General features: G+C 47.5%; 11 protein-coding genes. 4 read left to right on the top strand and 7 right to left on the bottom strand.

Annotated elements, in window-relative coordinates:
• Positions 1-46: 46 nt before the first annotated feature.
• Both LZZ85_RS12535 and LZZ85_RS12530 read left to right on the top strand, forming a co-directional pair.
• Entirely contained in the window at positions 47-847 is an 801-nt protein-coding gene (locus LZZ85_RS12535; protein WP_237872173.1) for an SDR family NAD(P)-dependent oxidoreductase, read from the top strand.
• Positions 848-850: 3 nt separating this feature from the next.
• Entirely contained in the window at positions 851-2,026 is a 1,176-nt protein-coding gene (locus tag LZZ85_RS12530; protein WP_237872171.1) for a zinc-dependent alcohol dehydrogenase, read from the top strand.
• Between the two features lie 21 nt (positions 2,027-2,047).
• On the opposite strand, the gene LZZ85_RS12525 is transcribed toward LZZ85_RS12530, so the two are convergent.
• Entirely contained in the window at positions 2,048-2,347 is a 300-nt protein-coding gene (locus tag LZZ85_RS12525) for a SemiSWEET transporter (protein ID WP_237872169.1), read from the bottom strand.
• 357 nt (positions 2,348-2,704) lie between these two features.
• On the opposite strand from LZZ85_RS12525, the gene LZZ85_RS12520 reads away from it, so the two are divergent.
• Together LZZ85_RS12520 and LZZ85_RS12515 are read left to right on the top strand one after the other, a co-directional pair.
• Positions 2,705-2,929, top strand: a complete 225-nt coding sequence (locus LZZ85_RS12520) for a DUF4287 domain-containing protein (protein WP_237872167.1) — start codon at positions 2,705-2,707, stop codon at positions 2,927-2,929.
• Between the two features lie 63 nt (positions 2,930-2,992).
• On the top strand, positions 2,993-3,670 hold the full coding sequence (locus LZZ85_RS12515) for a DUF2461 domain-containing protein (RefSeq protein WP_237872165.1): 678 nt from the start codon (positions 2,993-2,995) through the stop codon (positions 3,668-3,670).
• Between the two features lie 49 nt (positions 3,671-3,719).
• On the opposite strand, the gene LZZ85_RS12510 is transcribed toward LZZ85_RS12515, so the two are convergent.
• The 6 genes from LZZ85_RS12510 to LZZ85_RS12485 all read right to left on the bottom strand — a co-directional run bounded on the left by LZZ85_RS12510 (position 3,720) and on the right by LZZ85_RS12485 (position 16,790).
• Entirely contained in the window at positions 3,720-6,359 is a 2,640-nt protein-coding gene (locus LZZ85_RS12510) for an alpha-L-rhamnosidase-related protein (protein WP_237872163.1), read from the bottom strand.
• 92 nt (positions 6,360-6,451) lie between these two features.
• Positions 6,452-8,947, bottom strand: coding sequence for a glycoside hydrolase family 31 protein (locus tag LZZ85_RS12505; RefSeq protein WP_237872161.1), 2,496 nt, complete (start codon positions 8,945-8,947; stop codon positions 6,452-6,454).
• A gap of 15 nt (positions 8,948-8,962) precedes the next feature.
• Positions 8,963-10,735: an endo-dextranase gene (locus tag LZZ85_RS12500; protein WP_237872159.1), complete on the bottom strand. Its 1,773-nt coding sequence runs from the start codon at positions 10,733-10,735 to the stop codon at positions 8,963-8,965.
• A gap of 15 nt (positions 10,736-10,750) precedes the next feature.
• Positions 10,751-12,223: a SusE domain-containing protein gene (locus LZZ85_RS12495; protein ID WP_237872157.1), complete on the bottom strand. Its 1,473-nt coding sequence runs from the start codon at positions 12,221-12,223 to the stop codon at positions 10,751-10,753.
• Positions 12,224-12,254: 31 nt separating this feature from the next.
• On the bottom strand, positions 12,255-13,754 hold the full coding sequence (locus LZZ85_RS12490) for a RagB/SusD family nutrient uptake outer membrane protein (RefSeq protein WP_237872155.1): 1,500 nt from the start codon (positions 13,752-13,754) through the stop codon (positions 12,255-12,257).
• A gap of 18 nt (positions 13,755-13,772) precedes the next feature.
• Positions 13,773-16,790, bottom strand: a complete 3,018-nt coding sequence (locus LZZ85_RS12485; protein WP_237872153.1) for a SusC/RagA family TonB-linked outer membrane protein — start codon at positions 16,788-16,790, stop codon at positions 13,773-13,775.
• Positions 16,791-17,122 lie beyond the last annotated feature (332 nt).

The following is a 17,122-nucleotide window of genomic DNA, read 5'->3' as shown; positions in this document are numbered from 1 at the left end:
TTTGTACCATTATCAACAGGATTGATTGCTCACCATAAAAATCATTATGACAACAACAAAAACATATACGCTAATTACCGGAGGAACTACTGGCATCGGTTATGAACTGGCCAAAATCTTTGCTGAGGAGGCGCATAACCTCATCCTCGTCGCGAGAACTGAAGCAGATCTTCAGCAGGCAAAGACAGACCTTGAAGGTGCAGGCGTTGATATTATTACGATCGTGAAAGATCTCTTTGAACCAAATGCGGCATTCGAGCTGTACGAGGAGATCAGATCGCAGCACCTGACGGTAGATATACTTGTAAATAATGCGGGGCAGGGAGAATACGGTTTATTTGCGGATACAGATATCAAACGGGAACTCGCCATTATTCAATTGAATATCTCTTCATTGACCATTCTTACAAAACTTTTCCTGCAGGATATGCTGGAACGTGGTGAAGGAAAGATCCTCAATCTCTCCTCCATTGCAAGTAAAACACCTGGACCTTGGCAGGCAGTTTATCATGGCACCAAAGCGTTCGTCCAGTCTTTTACGGAAGCAGTCCGCAGCGAGGTAAAAGAACATAATATAATCATTACAGCATTGCTTCCCGGAGCTACCGACACAGATTTCTTCCATAAAGCAGGGATGGAATCTTCAAAAGCGGTACAGGATGAATCAAAGTTATCCGACCCCGCCCAGGTGGCCAGAGATGGCTATGATGCACTGATGAATGGCGACGATAAAGTGATCTCCGGCTTGAAAAATAAGCTGACGGTTACCGCATCTAATTTGATGTCTGATCAGAAAGCGGCTGATACAATGAAAAAACAACAGGAACCAGTTACCCCAAAAAAATAAACAATGAAAGCAGCAGTAATACATGGGCCAGGCAAGATAACCTGCGACAATGTGGATGATCCCATTCTAAAAGATGACAGGGACATTATCCTGAAAGTAACCGCAACCGCTATCTGCGGTTCAGACCTGCATATCTACAGCGGGGGAATTCCGCAGCCAAGACCAATGGTTCTTGGCCATGAATTCATGGGTATCGTAGAAGAAACAGGCAAGGCCGTTAAGAATCTGAAACGAGGAGATCGGGTTGTAGTACCTTTTCCGATAGCCTGTGGGCATTGCTTTTTTTGTAATCATCATTTACCCGGTCATTGCGAGAACAGTAATCCTGAGCATTATGGTCCCGAAGGCGGATTGCTCACGGAAAAAGGGGGCGCGCTCTTTGGTTATACCGATCTATACGGAGGATATGATGGCGGACAGGCACAGTATGTAAGGGTCCCCTATGCGGACTATGGCCCGCGTCTCGTTCCCGACAACCTCTCAGACGAGCAGGTCTTATTCCTGACAGACATTTTCCCTACCGGCTATTCCGGGATTGACTGGGGAGAAGTGAAGGGAGGAGAAACGGTGGCCATATTTGGAGCCGGTCCGGTCGGCATTATGGCCGCGAAAAGCGCCTGGCTTCGAGGCGCCGGCAGGGTAATAATCGTAGATACACTACAATACCGTTTGGATATGGCAAAGAAAGCCGCCAATGCTGAAGGGATCTTATGGGAAGGTACAAAGGATAAAGAAGTGATAGAACAGATCAGGGCATTAACTGGCGGCCGGGGTGCAGATGTTTGTGTTGAAGCCGTCGGTTTCGAGCCAGACCGTTCTCTCATCGACCGTGCAAAAGCGGTGATCAACCTGGAGAAAGGTTCTCCCAAAGTGATCGAAGCTTGTATGAGTGCGGTTAGAAGAGGTGGAATTGTTTCCGTGCTGGGAGTTTATCCAACTAGCTATGATAATTTCCCGCTTGGTCAGTTCTTCGACAAAGGTATTATTATGCGTGGTGGACAAGCGCCTGCGCATAAACACATCGACACTCTCCTTGATTTTGTAAAGCAAGGCAAAGTTCAGTTAGATGATATCATCACCCATCGCCTGCCGTTATCAAAGATCGCAGACGGATACTCCATGTTCAGGAAGAAAGAGGACAACTGTGTAAAAGTGGTACTTGATCCGTGGGCGGAGTGATCCTGCTTCATGGTTATTTCATTAATGGCCGGGCATTTTGTCCGGCCTTTTTTGAAGATCCTTTCGCCGTGAATATTTCACAGAAAGACACATGATCCAGATATTGATGATAAAAGAGAAAGCATTCGTAAAGATCACGGGATAATCTGTGCGCATCACCCCGTAAACGATCCACCCGCCAAGCCCCAGCAGTAATGTGATCAGCATTACCGTAGACGTACCTTCCGCTTGTTTCTCTTTTCTGATCTTCACAAGCTGCGGAACCAGTGAAATGCCGGTACATACCCCGGCGACGATACCGATCAATTGTTCAGTTTCCATACAACCCAGGGGCATAATCCGTGCCTGACAACACATACAGGAAACTTAAACACGATCAGATGGATCTCATCCTGACTGGCGATCACAATATATCGTCATGCCCGCTCCCAGCGATAAAAGAAGCAATAGCAATGGACCGGCCCTCGAGTGCGATTCGCAGGGATGTGCCTGCCTGCGCCCTGTGAAATATTTCATTCCGGAAAATCCCGGTTAAGTATTCCTGTGACAGTAAGGTCCGATCACCAAACAATTATTTCAAAAAAAGATTACAAAAAACATGATCAGGGTCTCGCCCTTCTTAAACCAAAATAGTATGTTAGCGGTGATCCATTAATTTTACATCACAAAAGAAAGAAAATGTCATTTCAGGGATATCTTAAGACCATCAAAGAGAAGACAGGCAAGACCGCGGAAGACTTCAGAAAACTTGCAGCCAGCCGGGGTTTTACCAAAAACGGCCAACTCACCGCAAAAGCCGGCGATATCACTAAATGGTTAAAGGATGAATTCGATCTTGGCCATGGTCATGCAATGGCCATTTTTGCCATACTTAAAGGTTCCAAAGACGAGAACAGCAATTAAGTCAAACTAACGGGCACGCCTGGCTGATCCTGCAACAGTCATTATTTCTCAATTAACGTCAACATGAAGAATACCAAAACCATCATCCCTTCCACCTCTTTTGAATTCCTGAAAAAACTCAGGAAGAACAACAATCGTGAATGGTTTAATGCAAACAAGCAGATTTATCAGCGTGAGCTTTCAGGTATAGAATCGTTTACGGAAAGCCTGCTCGATCGCATGAAAAAACATGACCGCATCGACACCCCATCCGGCAAAAAAGCATTGATGCGGATCTACCGTGATATCCGGTTTTCCGCCGATAAAACCCCTTATAAAACCAACTTCAGCGGCAGTTTTCATCGAGAAGGAAAATTATTGCGCGGAGGATACTACTTTCAATTCGAACCCGGTAACAGCTTTATTGCGGGTGGTTTCTGGGGGCCGTCATCTTCAGATCTGAAACTTATCCGGGATGAATTGGTCTTTGATGATAAACCTATAAGAAAAGTGCTCGCCTCATCTAAAGTAGCTAAGGTATTCACCGGTCTTACCGGGGAAACCCTGACCCGCGTTCCAAGAGGATATGACGCCGCCAGTCCCGCCGCCGATCTGCTGAAGTATAAGCAATTTCTGCTTCAACATCATTTCACCGATACGGAAATACTGGCACCTGATTATATAGATATGGCGGAGACAACAATGAAGGCTCTCAGACCTTTTTTCGACTACATGAGCGAGGTCTTGTATGTACCCTCCTGAAGGCAACCGGTTAGAAGCCCCGTTACCTTCTACCTCATTCCGTCTGTCACTACTTTCCCAACATCGTAATTCTCAACACGTCCAGCATTACCTGGTTCACGTCAATACTCATATTTTCATTTTCCCCTTTATATTCCAGTTGGATCACATGCTTCCCTGCGCCTAGTTTCACCGTCAAACCACTACTCCAACCCCAGTCGCTCCATTCATCCTTACCCCTCTGCGGGAACACCAGCGACGAGACTGGTTGATCATCCACCAACAGCGTACGCACTGCACATTTATTATCTGTATTCACTGGCCCGTTTCCATTCGCATACCGGAAATCGATACGGTAGTCTCCCGGCGTATCCACTTCAATAGCAAAACGAATAACAGGGTTGACCGCTACGCCCGATTCAATAAAGCCCTTCCCTGAATATCCTGCGTAAGGATAAGCTGCTGCGGGCAACTGCTCCTCCGTTTCATATAATTGCCGGAACGAAGCTCTTACGATTTCAAACGGCTCGCTGGCAAATGATTCCAATCCATTTTGATCAATGGCGATCACCTGGCATTCCTTCACTGTATCCGGGAATATTTTTACACTTGTCGATCTTGTTTCTGTCAGCGGCATACCGTTTACAAACACTTTATATTTCACAGCACCCGGAATCTTCTGCCAATGCAGCTTAAAATCTTTATAAGTCAATATTGGCATTGCGGGAGTAAATTCAACCGCACGATGATTAACGGCCATTGCTCCAGGAGTGGTGTTCTTCAAAACGATCCTGATACTATGCCTGCCTTGCTGGCTGGCTGGGAATTCCGCCCTCGATGCTTTAACTCCGTCTATCAGCACTGCCTCTATTTCATCACCGTATCCCTGTAATGTAATATCCAGTATCGCATCGCGGTAACGGAAGTTATCCAATCTCCGCTCGCCCTGCAACGCCTTTGGCACAAATGGCTGGAATACCACCCGGTCTTCATTAAAACGGATACCAAACAGCACATGATGCACGATGCTGATATTTCCTGCAAGACTCCACAGCATATTACTGGAATTGATCTGCGTGCCTGCATAATCACCATTAGTGGCAACGAAGTTCTCTTTGTTCGTTGCGAACAATGCTGCAGGCCGATAGATCGCCGCAATGCTTTCCATTACCGATGTTTCATTCTTTGTTTGCGCACCAGCCCAAAGCCAGTAAGATTGAACAAAAGGCCAGATGCCATTATTGTGATAAGGAGGAATGCCCGGGATCTGCGGATAGATACACGTAATGCCATATGGAGAAATGGGCATAGAGCTGACCACCTGCTTCGCCCTTTCCTCACCGGCAATGCCAAAGATCACACAAAGTGCAGCGCCAAGCGCTTCCGTCCGGGGAGAAACCATCTTATGCCCCCGGCCATAAAGATATTGCGCATAAGTACCGGCGTCAGGCATCCACAGTTTTTCATTGATGGCTTTTTTTATGCGTGATGCATTTTGCCGGAATATATCAGCACCTGCCTGATCATTCAAAACTGCTGCCATCGACGCAGCCACGATGTTTGCCTGGAAGTGGACAGCATTGGTGCCAAGATTTTCTGATTCAAAAATATCCGCGGGTTGCATCCATACAGGATAGGTCTGTTCACGCCAATCCAAAAACGATGATTCCCCTTTCACCAGACCTGTCTCCTCATCATAAACTGTTTTCATATCCGCATAGATCGAGTTCCTGATCACCTCATATGCATCCTTCAACCAGTTTACGTTACCGGTCACCTTGTAGATCTCCCAGGCCGCAACCGCCCAGATCATCCGGTCAGTACTCACCGGCCAGGCACCACCGGTACCTGTATCCTGGATGATCTTTTTCTTTTTATCGACCTTTCTCATAAGACTGTATTGCGCGGCGCGCGGCTGCAAATGTGCCATCGACAGAATAATGCTGTAACTGACATCACGCGTCCAGACTCCTGCCCATTCCTTGCCTGTACGAAGCGTGCTATCCGGCTCGATCGCCCGGTTCATTTCTTCGAGCGACATATTATACAATGCATCCCCTAAGAGATACGGCGATTGATAACGCGGAAACGCAGAGAGATCCGTTTCGAGTTTCCAGTGAGACAGCGTTTTCTTCTCCTTCTCTTCCACGTTCATGTTCAGCAGGATCTCATAGATACCATCGCCATCATCGTCATTCATTTTTAATTCCGTATGATGCACCAGGTTATCAAAATCCCAGATCAGTGGTGCTGAACTTCCCGCAATGTAAACGGCTTTGAAATCTTCTTTGTAGATCTTGCTTCCGTCTCCCCCTGCGTAGAATCCTTTTGTATTGAAGTCATTGAATACATGCCGCATATCGAGCTTCACCAGTAGCGAGGAACCCGCTTTGAGATACGTCACCTTGCTTGCTTTCTTTGGCTTCAGCTGCTTTCCAAAAACGATCAGTGGCGTTTCTGAACGTAACCGGTCACCATCCATGGTAAAATGATGATCAGTTCCACTGACCATCTCATTATCTTTTCCGTTGATGCTGAACTTAAAAGAAATGCCTGCCGGCTTATATTCATTCGCAGGACTTTTATAGTCAGACACGATCTCCTTTGCAGAGATCGCCTTTGCATGAAAAGTCTGCTGCACTACACTATCTGCATATATCGAATAGGCTTCCGACTTCCATAAAGGCTGTTGTGCGTTGGCAGTATACATACAAAACAGTAAAGGCAAAGCAAAGCCATATCGTACGGCTCTGCCGCGCAACTGAAAATTTAGCATAAATACGGGATTAGTCTGTTCTGATCTTATTTAAAAATTTCCACAACTACCTCTTTACCGCCGGCAGGGACGCGGACATAACAAATACCTGTTTTGGGGTCCCAGGACCAGTTCAATTGTTTAGTGACTTTCCCGGCATTGGTAGTAAAGTTGCCGACCGGTTGCACAGGAACCGCCTTCCCTCCTGTCAAAACCTTAGAGGGTTTTGCCGGAAGGAACAGCTTAAAAATATGATCGCGCATACCCTGTGCTTTATATCCCTTCTGTTCCGGTGAAGAAACATTGACGATATATTTCGCAGCCAGTGTCTCACAGTTGAAACGCGTCGTACTATACTCGTCTTTCAGATAATTGGTAGATTCTCCATCATCTTCATACAGCACAAACGAGGCGGATTGCCCTTCATTGGCAGGATAGATCTGGAGGCTCAATGGGTAATCGCGGCGCTCATGAATGTATTGCATTACGGGCATCATCGGAATGATCGAACCCTTCTTTACGAATAACGGCACCTTACTCAGCGGAGCTTTTACCGTTTCCTGCTGTTCTCCTTCATGAATTGTTTTACCATCGTAGAAGTCGATCCACTCTCCTTCCGGAAAATAAACCTTGCGGCTGACGGCTCCCTTCTTCACCACCGGCGCAACAAGTAATTCCTTCCCAAAAAGAAATTGATCATCGATGGAAAACGTTTGCTGGTCATTGGGGTATTCAAGCATCAGCGCGCGCATGATCGGCCAGCCTTTATCATGTGCTTCTCTTGCGTAAGAGTAGATATAGGGGAACAACTGGTACTTTAACTCAATCGCATTGCGACAATTCTTCTCCGCTTCAGTGCCAAACAGCCATGGCTCTACTGCATTATCACCTTCATGATGGGCGCGGCTGAGCGGGTTGAATATACCAAACTGCAACCAGCGTGTATACAATTCCGCCATTGCGGGATAATCTTTGATATCGCCGCAGTAGCCGGAAATATCCGTCGCCCAGAATGGAATACCGCCCATTCCGGCTGAAAGACCGACAGGGATCTGGTTGGCGAGACGACTCCAGCCATCGAGCACATCATCTCCATTGCCACTATCACCCGACCAGCCAAATGTGTAGCGTTGCAGGCCTGCGAATGCTGATCTTGTCATCTGAAAGATCCGTTTGCCCGGGTTTCGTTTATCAAATTGTTCCTTTACTACTTTATCCCAGGTATGACCATATACATTGTGAATTTCATTGTGCATACCGGCTGTGTGCTTCATGAACAGGCGTTCTGTTGCATCTTCATTGCTCCAGGCGGGTTCACCCATGTCTGTCCAGAAACCACGCACGCCATCATTCAACGGTTTCTGCTGGTAAGCTCCCCACCAGTCGGCCACCGCAGGTTTGGTAAAATCAACCACACCGCAATTGCCACCCCATGGCCAGGGCATATCATAGGATTTGCCTGTGCGTATATCAGTGGTGAAATACCCCAGCGAATCCGCTTCTTTCCATTGTTTGGTCGTCGCCTGGGAGATCACAGGATCCTGCGACACGATCATCTTGAACCCGAGAGAATCGAGATATTTCAACATTCCTTTGGGATCAGTATAACGATCCTTTCTCCATTCAAAATTCTGCAGACCATCCGTCCAGCCGATATCCTGGTAAATGATATCGCAGGGGATCTTGCGCTTTCTGAACTCTGCCGCAGCGCTTCTGGCCAATGGTTCGTTCGTATACATCCCACGGCTTTGTGAAAAACCAAAGGCCCATTCAGGTGGCATGATTGGTTTGCCGGTCAGTTGGATATATTGAGAGATGATCTGCTTATAATCTGCCCCATGAATGAAATAATAGATCATTTCACCTCCCGGCGCTTCAAAACTGTAATGATCCTCAGACGCAGTTCCGAAACGGAAAACTGTCTTATATGTATTATCAAAGAAAACGCCGTAGCGGTAATTGCTCAGGAAGAAGGGAATGCTTTTGTATAGCGGATCTTCACCCGGCGAATAGCAGGGTTTATCACTATTCCACATGGTATAGGAACGACCACGGCGGTTCAGCGGACCGGCCTTCTCTCCCAACCCGAAGAACTGTTCATCGCTGCGGAGGGTTTTGCTGGCGATCAGCTTGCTGCTGTCATGCTGCAATCCTTTCTGCTGGTGATCCCCCATCAGCAGTTTCTGGTACTTGTCAAATACCTGTATCCTGAACGGTGCCTTATCCACGCGGATCCGAAGCTGCGCGGTGAAGATATCATACGATTCCGGACGTTCTTCCAGTTGAAGCTTCCCCGCATTGTCAATATCTTCATTGATCACGGCAAACGATTCATTCGCACGTTTGAATTTCCCCTTGGGATCATACCATACTTTCAGCATGGAACCCGAGCAAACTTTCAACAATACCTTTGCATTGTCACAATCAAACACAACACTGTTGCCGTCGATCCTGTAAGAGCGGCTATTACCTGCCGTCTGCAATTGAGCAAATGTTAAAAAAGAACAGTGCAACAAAAAAGCCAGCACAAAAACAATTCTCATAAAAAAGCCTGTTTATTAATATTCCACTACCAGCATATCCCAATAGAGAATGGATGGAAGTGTAAAAGAAACATCATTTCCTGATTGTACAAATTGTAAGGTTCTCGCAACACCGCGATCAGCATCCGGCGAAGCAAGCCAGATCTTTTTGACAGCGCCTGTAGCTGTAAAGCGGATCGCAGCATCTTCCACCAAAGATGGTTTTAACTGTGTGCCATCCGTGTCACGCCAGTTAGTGGAATTTGCGTTAGAAAAATTCAGCAGATGAAAGATCTGACGGTTGCCGATCAGTTTTCCCTGTACCGCCACTTTACCTGCAGCAGCAGGCCAGCTCTCCAGTGAAAGTTTGCCATTGGTACAGCTGATCGCAGGCAGATTAAAAGATCCGCCATCGCGCAATAGGTTTTCATAGGCAACAAGGAAATCATAATAACTCATCAGCGATGTCTTTAATTCATCAGACATCTGCAGGTTATTATTCGGGAAATATTCTTTCCCCAGCATATGCTCGCCCAGCTCCAAATGCGAACCACCAAATGCAAAGATCACGGCATCGGCCAGCAATACCGCAGGCGTATTGAACATTCCCGGATTGTTCGCCTTATTGTAGTTCAGGTATGCAGCAAGCACCGTCTTCTTTGCATTGTTGCCATAGAAATCATTGTTGCGGATAATGTTCGCCAGATCCTCGAAGCGTTCATTCGGCCCCCATACTTCGGTATACAGGAAATCCACCGGCGACTGGGAGATACTGGTTTGCTGCCCATATTGATTCACGGCATTCATCACGAGTCGTTTTGTCGGTGAAGCCGCTTTCATTGCTTCAAGGAACGGTTTGAACGTTGCTGCCTGGTTGATCGATTGACCGCTGAAATTATACAAACTGCCACGATCGCCTAATGCATCCACATGATAACCGTCAAAATCAAGTGCGGTGTATACATCCTTGTTCTTTGCGGCAATATAATTCTGCCAGCCCGTGTTACCCGCATCAAGCACGTAGATATCGCTCTTGAAAAAGGGTTTGGGCAGTTCATGTTTATCTTTCGTTCCATGATTCGCATCTTTGAACGCGTACCATTCTTCATTGACACCATCCGCCGCTGCATCATTCAGGGCACCGAATGCAAGATTGTAGAACATCGACTTCATATTGGCCGCATGTCCTTTCTCGATGTATGTCTTAAGGGTTGAAAGATATACATCCTTATTGGCGATCTCCTTCCAGCTGCTTTGCGGCGCCGCACCTGTACCAGCCATTGGCCAGTGATGCTTGTACAACCAGTCGTAATATTGCAGCCCATTGATATGATGTCTTGAAAGGTTCTTCACCACTTTATTTATTTCATCATCGCTCAACTGGCTGAAGTTGGTGAGAAATCCATAACGCGGAAACCTGGCCCAGTCAGAAGAAACATCCACACCAATGCTGGCATGCACTTTTTCTTTTCCATCGGCCACTTCGTAAAGATCAACCATATAGCCGGTGTAGTCCGCTGAAGGTGCTGTCCAGCTCCAGTTTGTTCCAGACAGCGTGGCTTCACTGATCGTCTCACTGAAATGGCGGTAACGGATCTTTATATTTCCTGCAAGTGCTTTGTTCAGCGTGAACAAAACCTGTTCGCCCGGCTTATACATTGCTTTGTCTGTGTAAATGGTCAGCGAAAAGGAAGAGCCATATGTAACCGGATCATTTTTCGGCTCCTCTCTGCGGCAACCAGGTACAATGCTACTAACCAGCAAAGCAATGCACAAACACCGGGAGAACATGTTGTTTTTTATCATCATCGGTACGAATACTTTTTATTGTTTAACGATCGAGATCGTTTCATAAAGCTGGTTGATCGTGATCTTATAGTTACCCGCCTGTGTGATCTTCCATTTAAAATCAGGACTTCCTGAAGCAATAAACTTCATCTGCGTACTTCCCGGACCGGAACCATTGATCACGGGCATAAAATAATCGCATCCCCAGTTTCCAGTAGCCAGCGGAAATTTGAATTCACCTGCACTCATTGGTCCTGTGTAAGAGAATTCGTACGGATTCCCGGCTGTTGGCGTGAGTGGATGCGGGTTGTCGATATTCCACCCCGCAGGCGATGCATCACCTACCATCCAGATATTCGTATAGGGTGTGAAAGGTTTGATCTGGATCTTGTTATTCTGGATATCCAGTTTGATCTTATACGGACCAGCAGTAGTGATCTTCCATTTATTATCAGGGTTACCGCCTGGCACCAGTTGCACACCGGTTTCCGTGAGTGCCTGATTGTTGGTCAAAGGCATGTAATAATCCGTACCGAAGTTTCCCGTAGCCACAGGTATTTTGAATTCACCGGCAGCAAGGATCTCATTGTAGGTAAATACAAAAAGGTTGGAACTATCCACTCTCATCTCCGATGGATTGTCAATATTCCAGCCTGTAGGTACTGCATCGCCGAGCATCCATAATCTTGTGTATGGCGGAGTATCCGCTTCCATCACGGAGATGGTGAGCGTAAGCAGATTCACAGAGATATTGTAAGCGCCGGAAGCCAGGTTTACGAACTTATCATCCGGTTGGCTGTCGGATGTTCTTAACACCAGTCTTGTATCGTCTGCGCCCCTGTTATACGAAGGCGAGAACTGCCCGAGCGTAGTAATGAATTTGTATTCGCCGGCTCTCAGGTTTCCTGACCAGTTAAATACGCCGGGATCACTGAGGCTGGGTAAAAGCGGGGTTGCGTTATCGGCACTCCACCCATTTGGTGCAGCATCACCTATCAGGTATAATGTTTTTGTTACCGGCTGAAAGGTTTTGACTTTCCATACGAGTACATTGGACGAATCGGAGAGCTTTGGCTCGTTCGCAACAGTGATCAGGATACGGGCCTCCAGTGTGATCTCAGCACCCGGCGTTAACGACCATTTTGATATCACCAGGTCATTCAGATCCTGCACCGTATACTTCTTTGATCCCGCAGCTTTACCCAACTCTTCCGTGTGGGCATTGCTGAAATTATTCCCCTGCTTGTCAATTTTCAATGTGTAGCTGATGGCGGAATTGGTTCCTTTATTGGAACCGCTTGTCCAGCTCAGCAATACCGCATCTGCTGAACGGTTCTTCTCTTCCAGTATCACCTCGGTCTTATCTGCCGAAAGCGCTAAAGGATTGTCTCCTTTGTATAATTCCATCTTATCGTTCTTGCGGCAGCCGGCAAAAGCCAGCACACAGGCAAGAATAAACAGTCCACCTGTAAAAGGCCTGTTGAATATATGTTGAATGAATGATCGCATGGTTTCAGTTTAAGAATTGATCAATCACGGCTTAATAGCCGGTATTTTGAGAAAGATTTGGATTTGCTTCGATCTCCTTTTGCGGGATAGGCAGCAACAGGTGTTTTGTGGTAGCATTCGTCTTCCCGATGCTCTGAAGGAAATCAAGACCATACTGTCCATTGTTCACTCTCACAAGGTCAAACCACCAATGACCTTCAAACGCAAGCTCCATTCTTCTTTCATGCAGGATCTTTGCGCGCAAAGCTGTTTGAGATAATCCTGTAACATCCGGCAAGCCCGCTCTTCTTCTCACACGATTCAACGGTCCGCCCTGGTTGATAGAAGTAGATGCCTGTTGCGCTTCTGCGGTTTTTCCCAGCTCGTTCAATGCTTCCGCCTGCATCAGCAATACATCTGAATATCGCAAAACAGGAAAGTCCGCAGGGTTCGTATCATAGTCAGGTGAAATATTCTTTGAAACAAGGAATTTGCGCACATTGAAACCGGTTACGGAATAAGACGCCTGGTATGCTTTCCCATCAAACGGAGGGCAACCCGTATACAGGATCGTCTGATCTTTACGGTTGTCGTTTGGTTCGTACGCATTCACAAATTCCTGTGTAGGCTGGTTCCAACCATATCCACCGGCAACAAAATCACTGTTGCGCGGACCGGTGAAGGTGCTCACCCAGGATGACTGGTTCTCATTATCCCAGAAGCTGAAATTCGTCTTTCCTTCATACTGTACTTCAAAAAGCGATTCCGGGGAATTCTTTGCCAGTGGATTGAAGTTGTCGCTGTAGTTAGCGTTCAGCGTGTATCCAAGTGAAGAAACCTGCTGGCAGAGATCGAGCGTTTGCTGATACTGCCCGAGTGTGAGATACACTTTCGCCAGCATGCCTGCAGCTGCACCTTTTGAAGCGCGGCCGATATCAGCACCGGTGTAGCTTGTTTTAGGAGGCAGCAGGTTGATCGCCTGGGTGAAATCATCAATGATCAGGTTATAGATCTCTGTCTTGCTATTGCGCGTCGGACGGAGATTATCCGATGGCTTTTGCGCTTTGGTGATCAGCGGCACATCACCAAACAGGCGGACAAGAATGAAATAATAGGAAGCTCTCAGGAAATGCGCTTCACCCAGTATGCGGTTTTTTAATGCTTCGTTGATGTTCATGCCGGGTACATTCTCCAGGATCAGGTTGGCACGGAGAATGCCTGGCGCCGGTCCACGCCAGATGTCGAGCGCTGCTGCATTATCTGTTGCCGTTACAAAATTGGCAATGTCCTGCGTTTCGATCCCATCGGTGCCGCCGCCAGCGCCGACAATAGAATTACCTCCCCAGATATCGGTTGTCCAGATCCGGAGATTGTACAACTTGGGCCACTGCAATGGCTGGTAGGCTCCATTGATCGCGGAGGTGGCATCCACTTCCGTTAACCAGAAATTGGAACTGTTCACCGAATCCAGTGGTGCTTTATCGAGAAACTTACTGCAACTGCTGAACAGCGATGCAGTAACAATGATCAGTATATTCTTGACTGTTTTCATACAGAAACAATTTGGTTGTTAAAAAGTGATGTTAAGACCTGCGCTCAATGTGCGCGTAACCGGATAAACATTCAGATCGATCCCGTTCGATGGCACTTCCGGATCAAAGCCCGTGTATTTGGTGAACGTCAGCAGGTTCTGTGCAGACAGATAAATTCTGGCGGCTGACATTTTCATCCGGTCGGACAGGCTTTTCGGTAACGTATATCCGAATGTCACGTTCTTGATCCTTAGATAAGATCCATCCTCAATAAAGCGGTTGGACACTCGTGTATTCTTGTTCGGATCATTGAATACGGCACGCGGCATCGTATTGCTGGTATTAGGCCCCGTCCAGCGATCCAGTACTGCTGTTGTCTGGTTCATTGCTACGGCCATGCCTTCCTGGTAAATGCGGTTCGCGTTGTAGATCTTATTGCCGGAAATGCCCTGGATGAAGATGGCGAGATCAAACCCATTCCAGCTGAAACTGTTGTTCATCGCGAAAATGAAAGATGGATTGGGATTACCGAGAAATGTTCTGTCGTTATCATCGATCTTGCCATCATTATTCAGATCGCGGAAACGGAGATCACCCGGAGAAGTGCGGTTGAACGGATCTGAACCCGGCACCTGCACTGCATAATCGTCCACTTCTTTCTGCGTTTGGAAAACGCCATTGGTTACAAATCCATAGAAAGTATTGATCGGGTATCCACCGGGATGCTGGATAGAAAGATTCTGATTCAGGCCGATGCTTCCCGTATACATCGGGATCGTATCATTCAGCTTCAGGATGCGGTTCTGGTTATACGCCACATTCACGCTGGTATTCCACACAAAAGCACCTTTTGTATTCTGTGATGAAATGGTAAGTTCCACTCCCCTGTTCTGTACTTTACCGAGATTGATGCTTGGCACTACAATATCTGAATAACCCGTTGAAATAGGTACAGACATCGGAACCAGCATATCATTTGTATTCTTGATGTAGCCATCCAATGTGACGTTGATCCTGTTATCAAACAGCGTTGCATCCAGACCGAAATTGGATTGTGCTACTCTCTCCCATTTGATGCCCGGGTTGGGGATCATCAATGGAACGATCGCCGTAACGGCAGTACCGTTGAAGTTGTAACGGACCGTCTGCAATACGGAAGCAAATGAATAATTGCCGATGTTCTGGTTACCGGTCACACCATAACCAACACGCAATTTCAGATCATTGATAACATCCGATTTCGGGAAGAAGTCTTCTTCCGAGATCCTCCACGCTGCAGAAGCGGAAGGAAATGTTCCATAGCGATTATCCTTACCAAAGCGGGAAGAACCATCGCGACGAACCGTTGCCGTCAGGAGATATTTGCTCTGATAGCCGTAGTTCACGCGGCCCATGAACGAAAGCAAAGCCCATTCATTTGCTCCGCCACCAATTGTCGGAAGGATCGTCCCATTGCTTAGTTGCTGCGTCACGTCACTTGCAAATTGCTGAATGGAACCATTCATGCCGTCGTAACGGTTTGCCTGGGCACTGCTACCCGCAAGTACGGTGATATTATGATCCCCGAACTTGTTATCGTAAGTGAAGTAGTTATCCCAAAGCCAGGTAAGCGATTTGTTGGACGACTGCGCGAGATAAGAATTCGGTTGCGGGATCGGTTGCCAGTTGTATTTCGGCGCCCAGTTGCGGCCATCCCAGAATGCAGCCTGTATGCCCGCAGTACTTTTGAATTTCAAGCCACGGAACAGCGTCAGTTCTCCATAGATATTCCCAAGTATGTTGTATCCTTTGGTGGTATTGCTGTTGATCGTGGCTTTGCCGATCGGGTTCGCCACATCACCTACCCATGAAGGTTGTCCAACGGGTCCGGCATAGGTCCCATCAGGATTATAGATCGCCTGTGTTGGCAGTGCAGACATCGCATTGCGGATATCGTAGGATCCGCTTGATTTTACATCATGGCTCAGGGAAACATTGTTGCCGAACTTCAGCCAGTCGAACACTTTTGATTCGCTGTTGAACTGAACAGTATAACGGCGATAGCCGGTGTTGATCACGATGCCCTGCTGATCGAACACGTTTCCTGATACGTAGTAAGTATTCTTTGCGTTGCCGCCGGAATAAGACAGCGAATAACTCTGCATCGGTGCGGAGCGGAACAACGCTCCCAGCCAGTTGGTACCATCTCCCAGTGCATTCGGATCGGCAAAGGCAGGATTCTGCGCCTGTCCGTTGTTTGCCATCATTTCATTATGGAGCGATGCGAACTGTCTCGCGGTAAGCATCGGCACCATATCAGTGGCTTTTTGAGAACCGGCAAATGTCTTGAATTCAAGGGAATTGCGGCCACTTGATCCTCTCTTCGTCGAGATGATCACGACACCATTCGCGCCACGTGAACCATAGATCGCAGCAGAGGAAGCATCTTTCAATATTTCGATCGAAGCGATATCGTCCGGGTTGATATTATTGAGGGGGATATCTGTCGGCACTCCATCGATCACCAGCAAAGGATCACTGTTGTTGATCGTACCGGTTCCGCGAACGCGGATGGTTACGTTACTGCCCGGCGCGCCAGACGAAACGATCTGAACACCTGCGGCTCTTCCCTGCAGGGCTTCACCTACATTCGGCACGGGCAGTGACTTCAGGTCCTTGCCGCTGACAGAACTCAAAGAGCCCGTCAGGTCTTTCTTTCGTTGCGTACCATAACCCACCACCACCACGTCCTGCAAGGCAGCAGTAACTGGTTGGAGAGAAATGGTCAGTGATTCAGCAGAGGTGATCCGGATCTCCTGGGATTCATAGCCGACCATGGAGATCACGAGTGAATCGCCGGTCTGTACAGAAATAGCAAAAGCACCGGTTTCATCAGAAACAGCGCCTTCGGCCCGGCCTTTAAGTTGAATGGAAGCCCCGGAAAGAGGCTTATTGTCTTCGACGGAAATGACCCTGCCCGTGATGCGGCTGCTTTGAGCAGCGGCGGAGAGGGCAAAGATCAGGAAAAGCAGCAAAGTGGAACAGTGGCGTGCAAATCCCGGGATGCGGTTAGGCATAGAAGCAATCGTTTGGTAAATAAATAGGTTCGTCAGTTAGTTTTCAGGCATGGCAGCCTGAATGATCCACGAAAGAAACACATATCAGCGAATTGAAGGAATCCCAGCGTTCCAATTTGTTTTCAAAATGTACCAATACGGGAAAAGATGTAGCGGTAATTAATGGCAAACTTTATCTTTGAACGGTTGCCTTATCGGTTGAAGAGCAACCCTGATATTCGATTGGCGTAAGGGAACGCGGCGAACGCAACGATACGCGGCGGACGCAGCGAAATACAATATTTCCAAAGGCTGTGTCGCCGTGCCCGCCGCATATCGTTGCGTTCGCCGCG

Origin of the sequence: Terrimonas ginsenosidimutans (genome assembly GCF_022012415.1) — a bacterium.
Lineage (GTDB): Bacteria > Bacteroidota > Bacteroidia > Chitinophagales > Chitinophagaceae > Terrimonas_A > Terrimonas_A ginsenosidimutans.
The sequence above is the reverse complement of the archived record's forward strand: the minus strand, read 5'-3'. Positions and strand labels throughout refer to the sequence as shown.

What these genes read in the sequence shown, in the direction of transcription:
- LZZ85_RS12485 (WP_237872153.1), bottom strand. Translation starts at nt 16,790, where the DNA reads ATGCCTAACCGCATCCCGGGATTTGCACGCCACTGTTCCACTTTGCTG.
- LZZ85_RS12500 (WP_237872159.1), bottom strand. Translation starts at nt 10,735, where the DNA reads ATGATGATAAAAAACAACATGTTCTCCCGGTGTTTGTGCATTGCTTTG.
- LZZ85_RS12490 (WP_237872155.1), bottom strand. Translation starts at nt 13,754, where the DNA reads ATGAAAACAGTCAAGAATATACTGATCATTGTTACTGCATCGCTGTTC.
- LZZ85_RS12525 (WP_237872169.1), bottom strand. Translation starts at nt 2,347, where the DNA reads ATGGAAACTGAACAATTGATCGGTATCGTCGCCGGGGTATGTACCGGC.
- LZZ85_RS12530 (WP_237872171.1), top strand. Translation starts at nt 851, where the DNA reads ATGAAAGCAGCAGTAATACATGGGCCAGGCAAGATAACCTGCGACAAT.
- LZZ85_RS12505 (WP_237872161.1), bottom strand. Translation starts at nt 8,947, where the DNA reads ATGAGAATTGTTTTTGTGCTGGCTTTTTTGTTGCACTGTTCTTTTTTA.
- LZZ85_RS12510 (WP_237872163.1), bottom strand. Translation starts at nt 6,359, where the DNA reads ATGTATACTGCCAACGCACAACAGCCTTTATGGAAGTCGGAAGCCTAT.
- LZZ85_RS12520 (WP_237872167.1), top strand. Translation starts at nt 2,705, where the DNA reads ATGTCATTTCAGGGATATCTTAAGACCATCAAAGAGAAGACAGGCAAG.
- LZZ85_RS12535 (WP_237872173.1), top strand. Translation starts at nt 47, where the DNA reads ATGACAACAACAAAAACATATACGCTAATTACCGGAGGAACTACTGGC.
- LZZ85_RS12515 (WP_237872165.1), top strand. Translation starts at nt 2,993, where the DNA reads ATGAAGAATACCAAAACCATCATCCCTTCCACCTCTTTTGAATTCCTG.
- LZZ85_RS12495 (WP_237872157.1), bottom strand. Translation starts at nt 12,223, where the DNA reads ATGCGATCATTCATTCAACATATATTCAACAGGCCTTTTACAGGTGGA.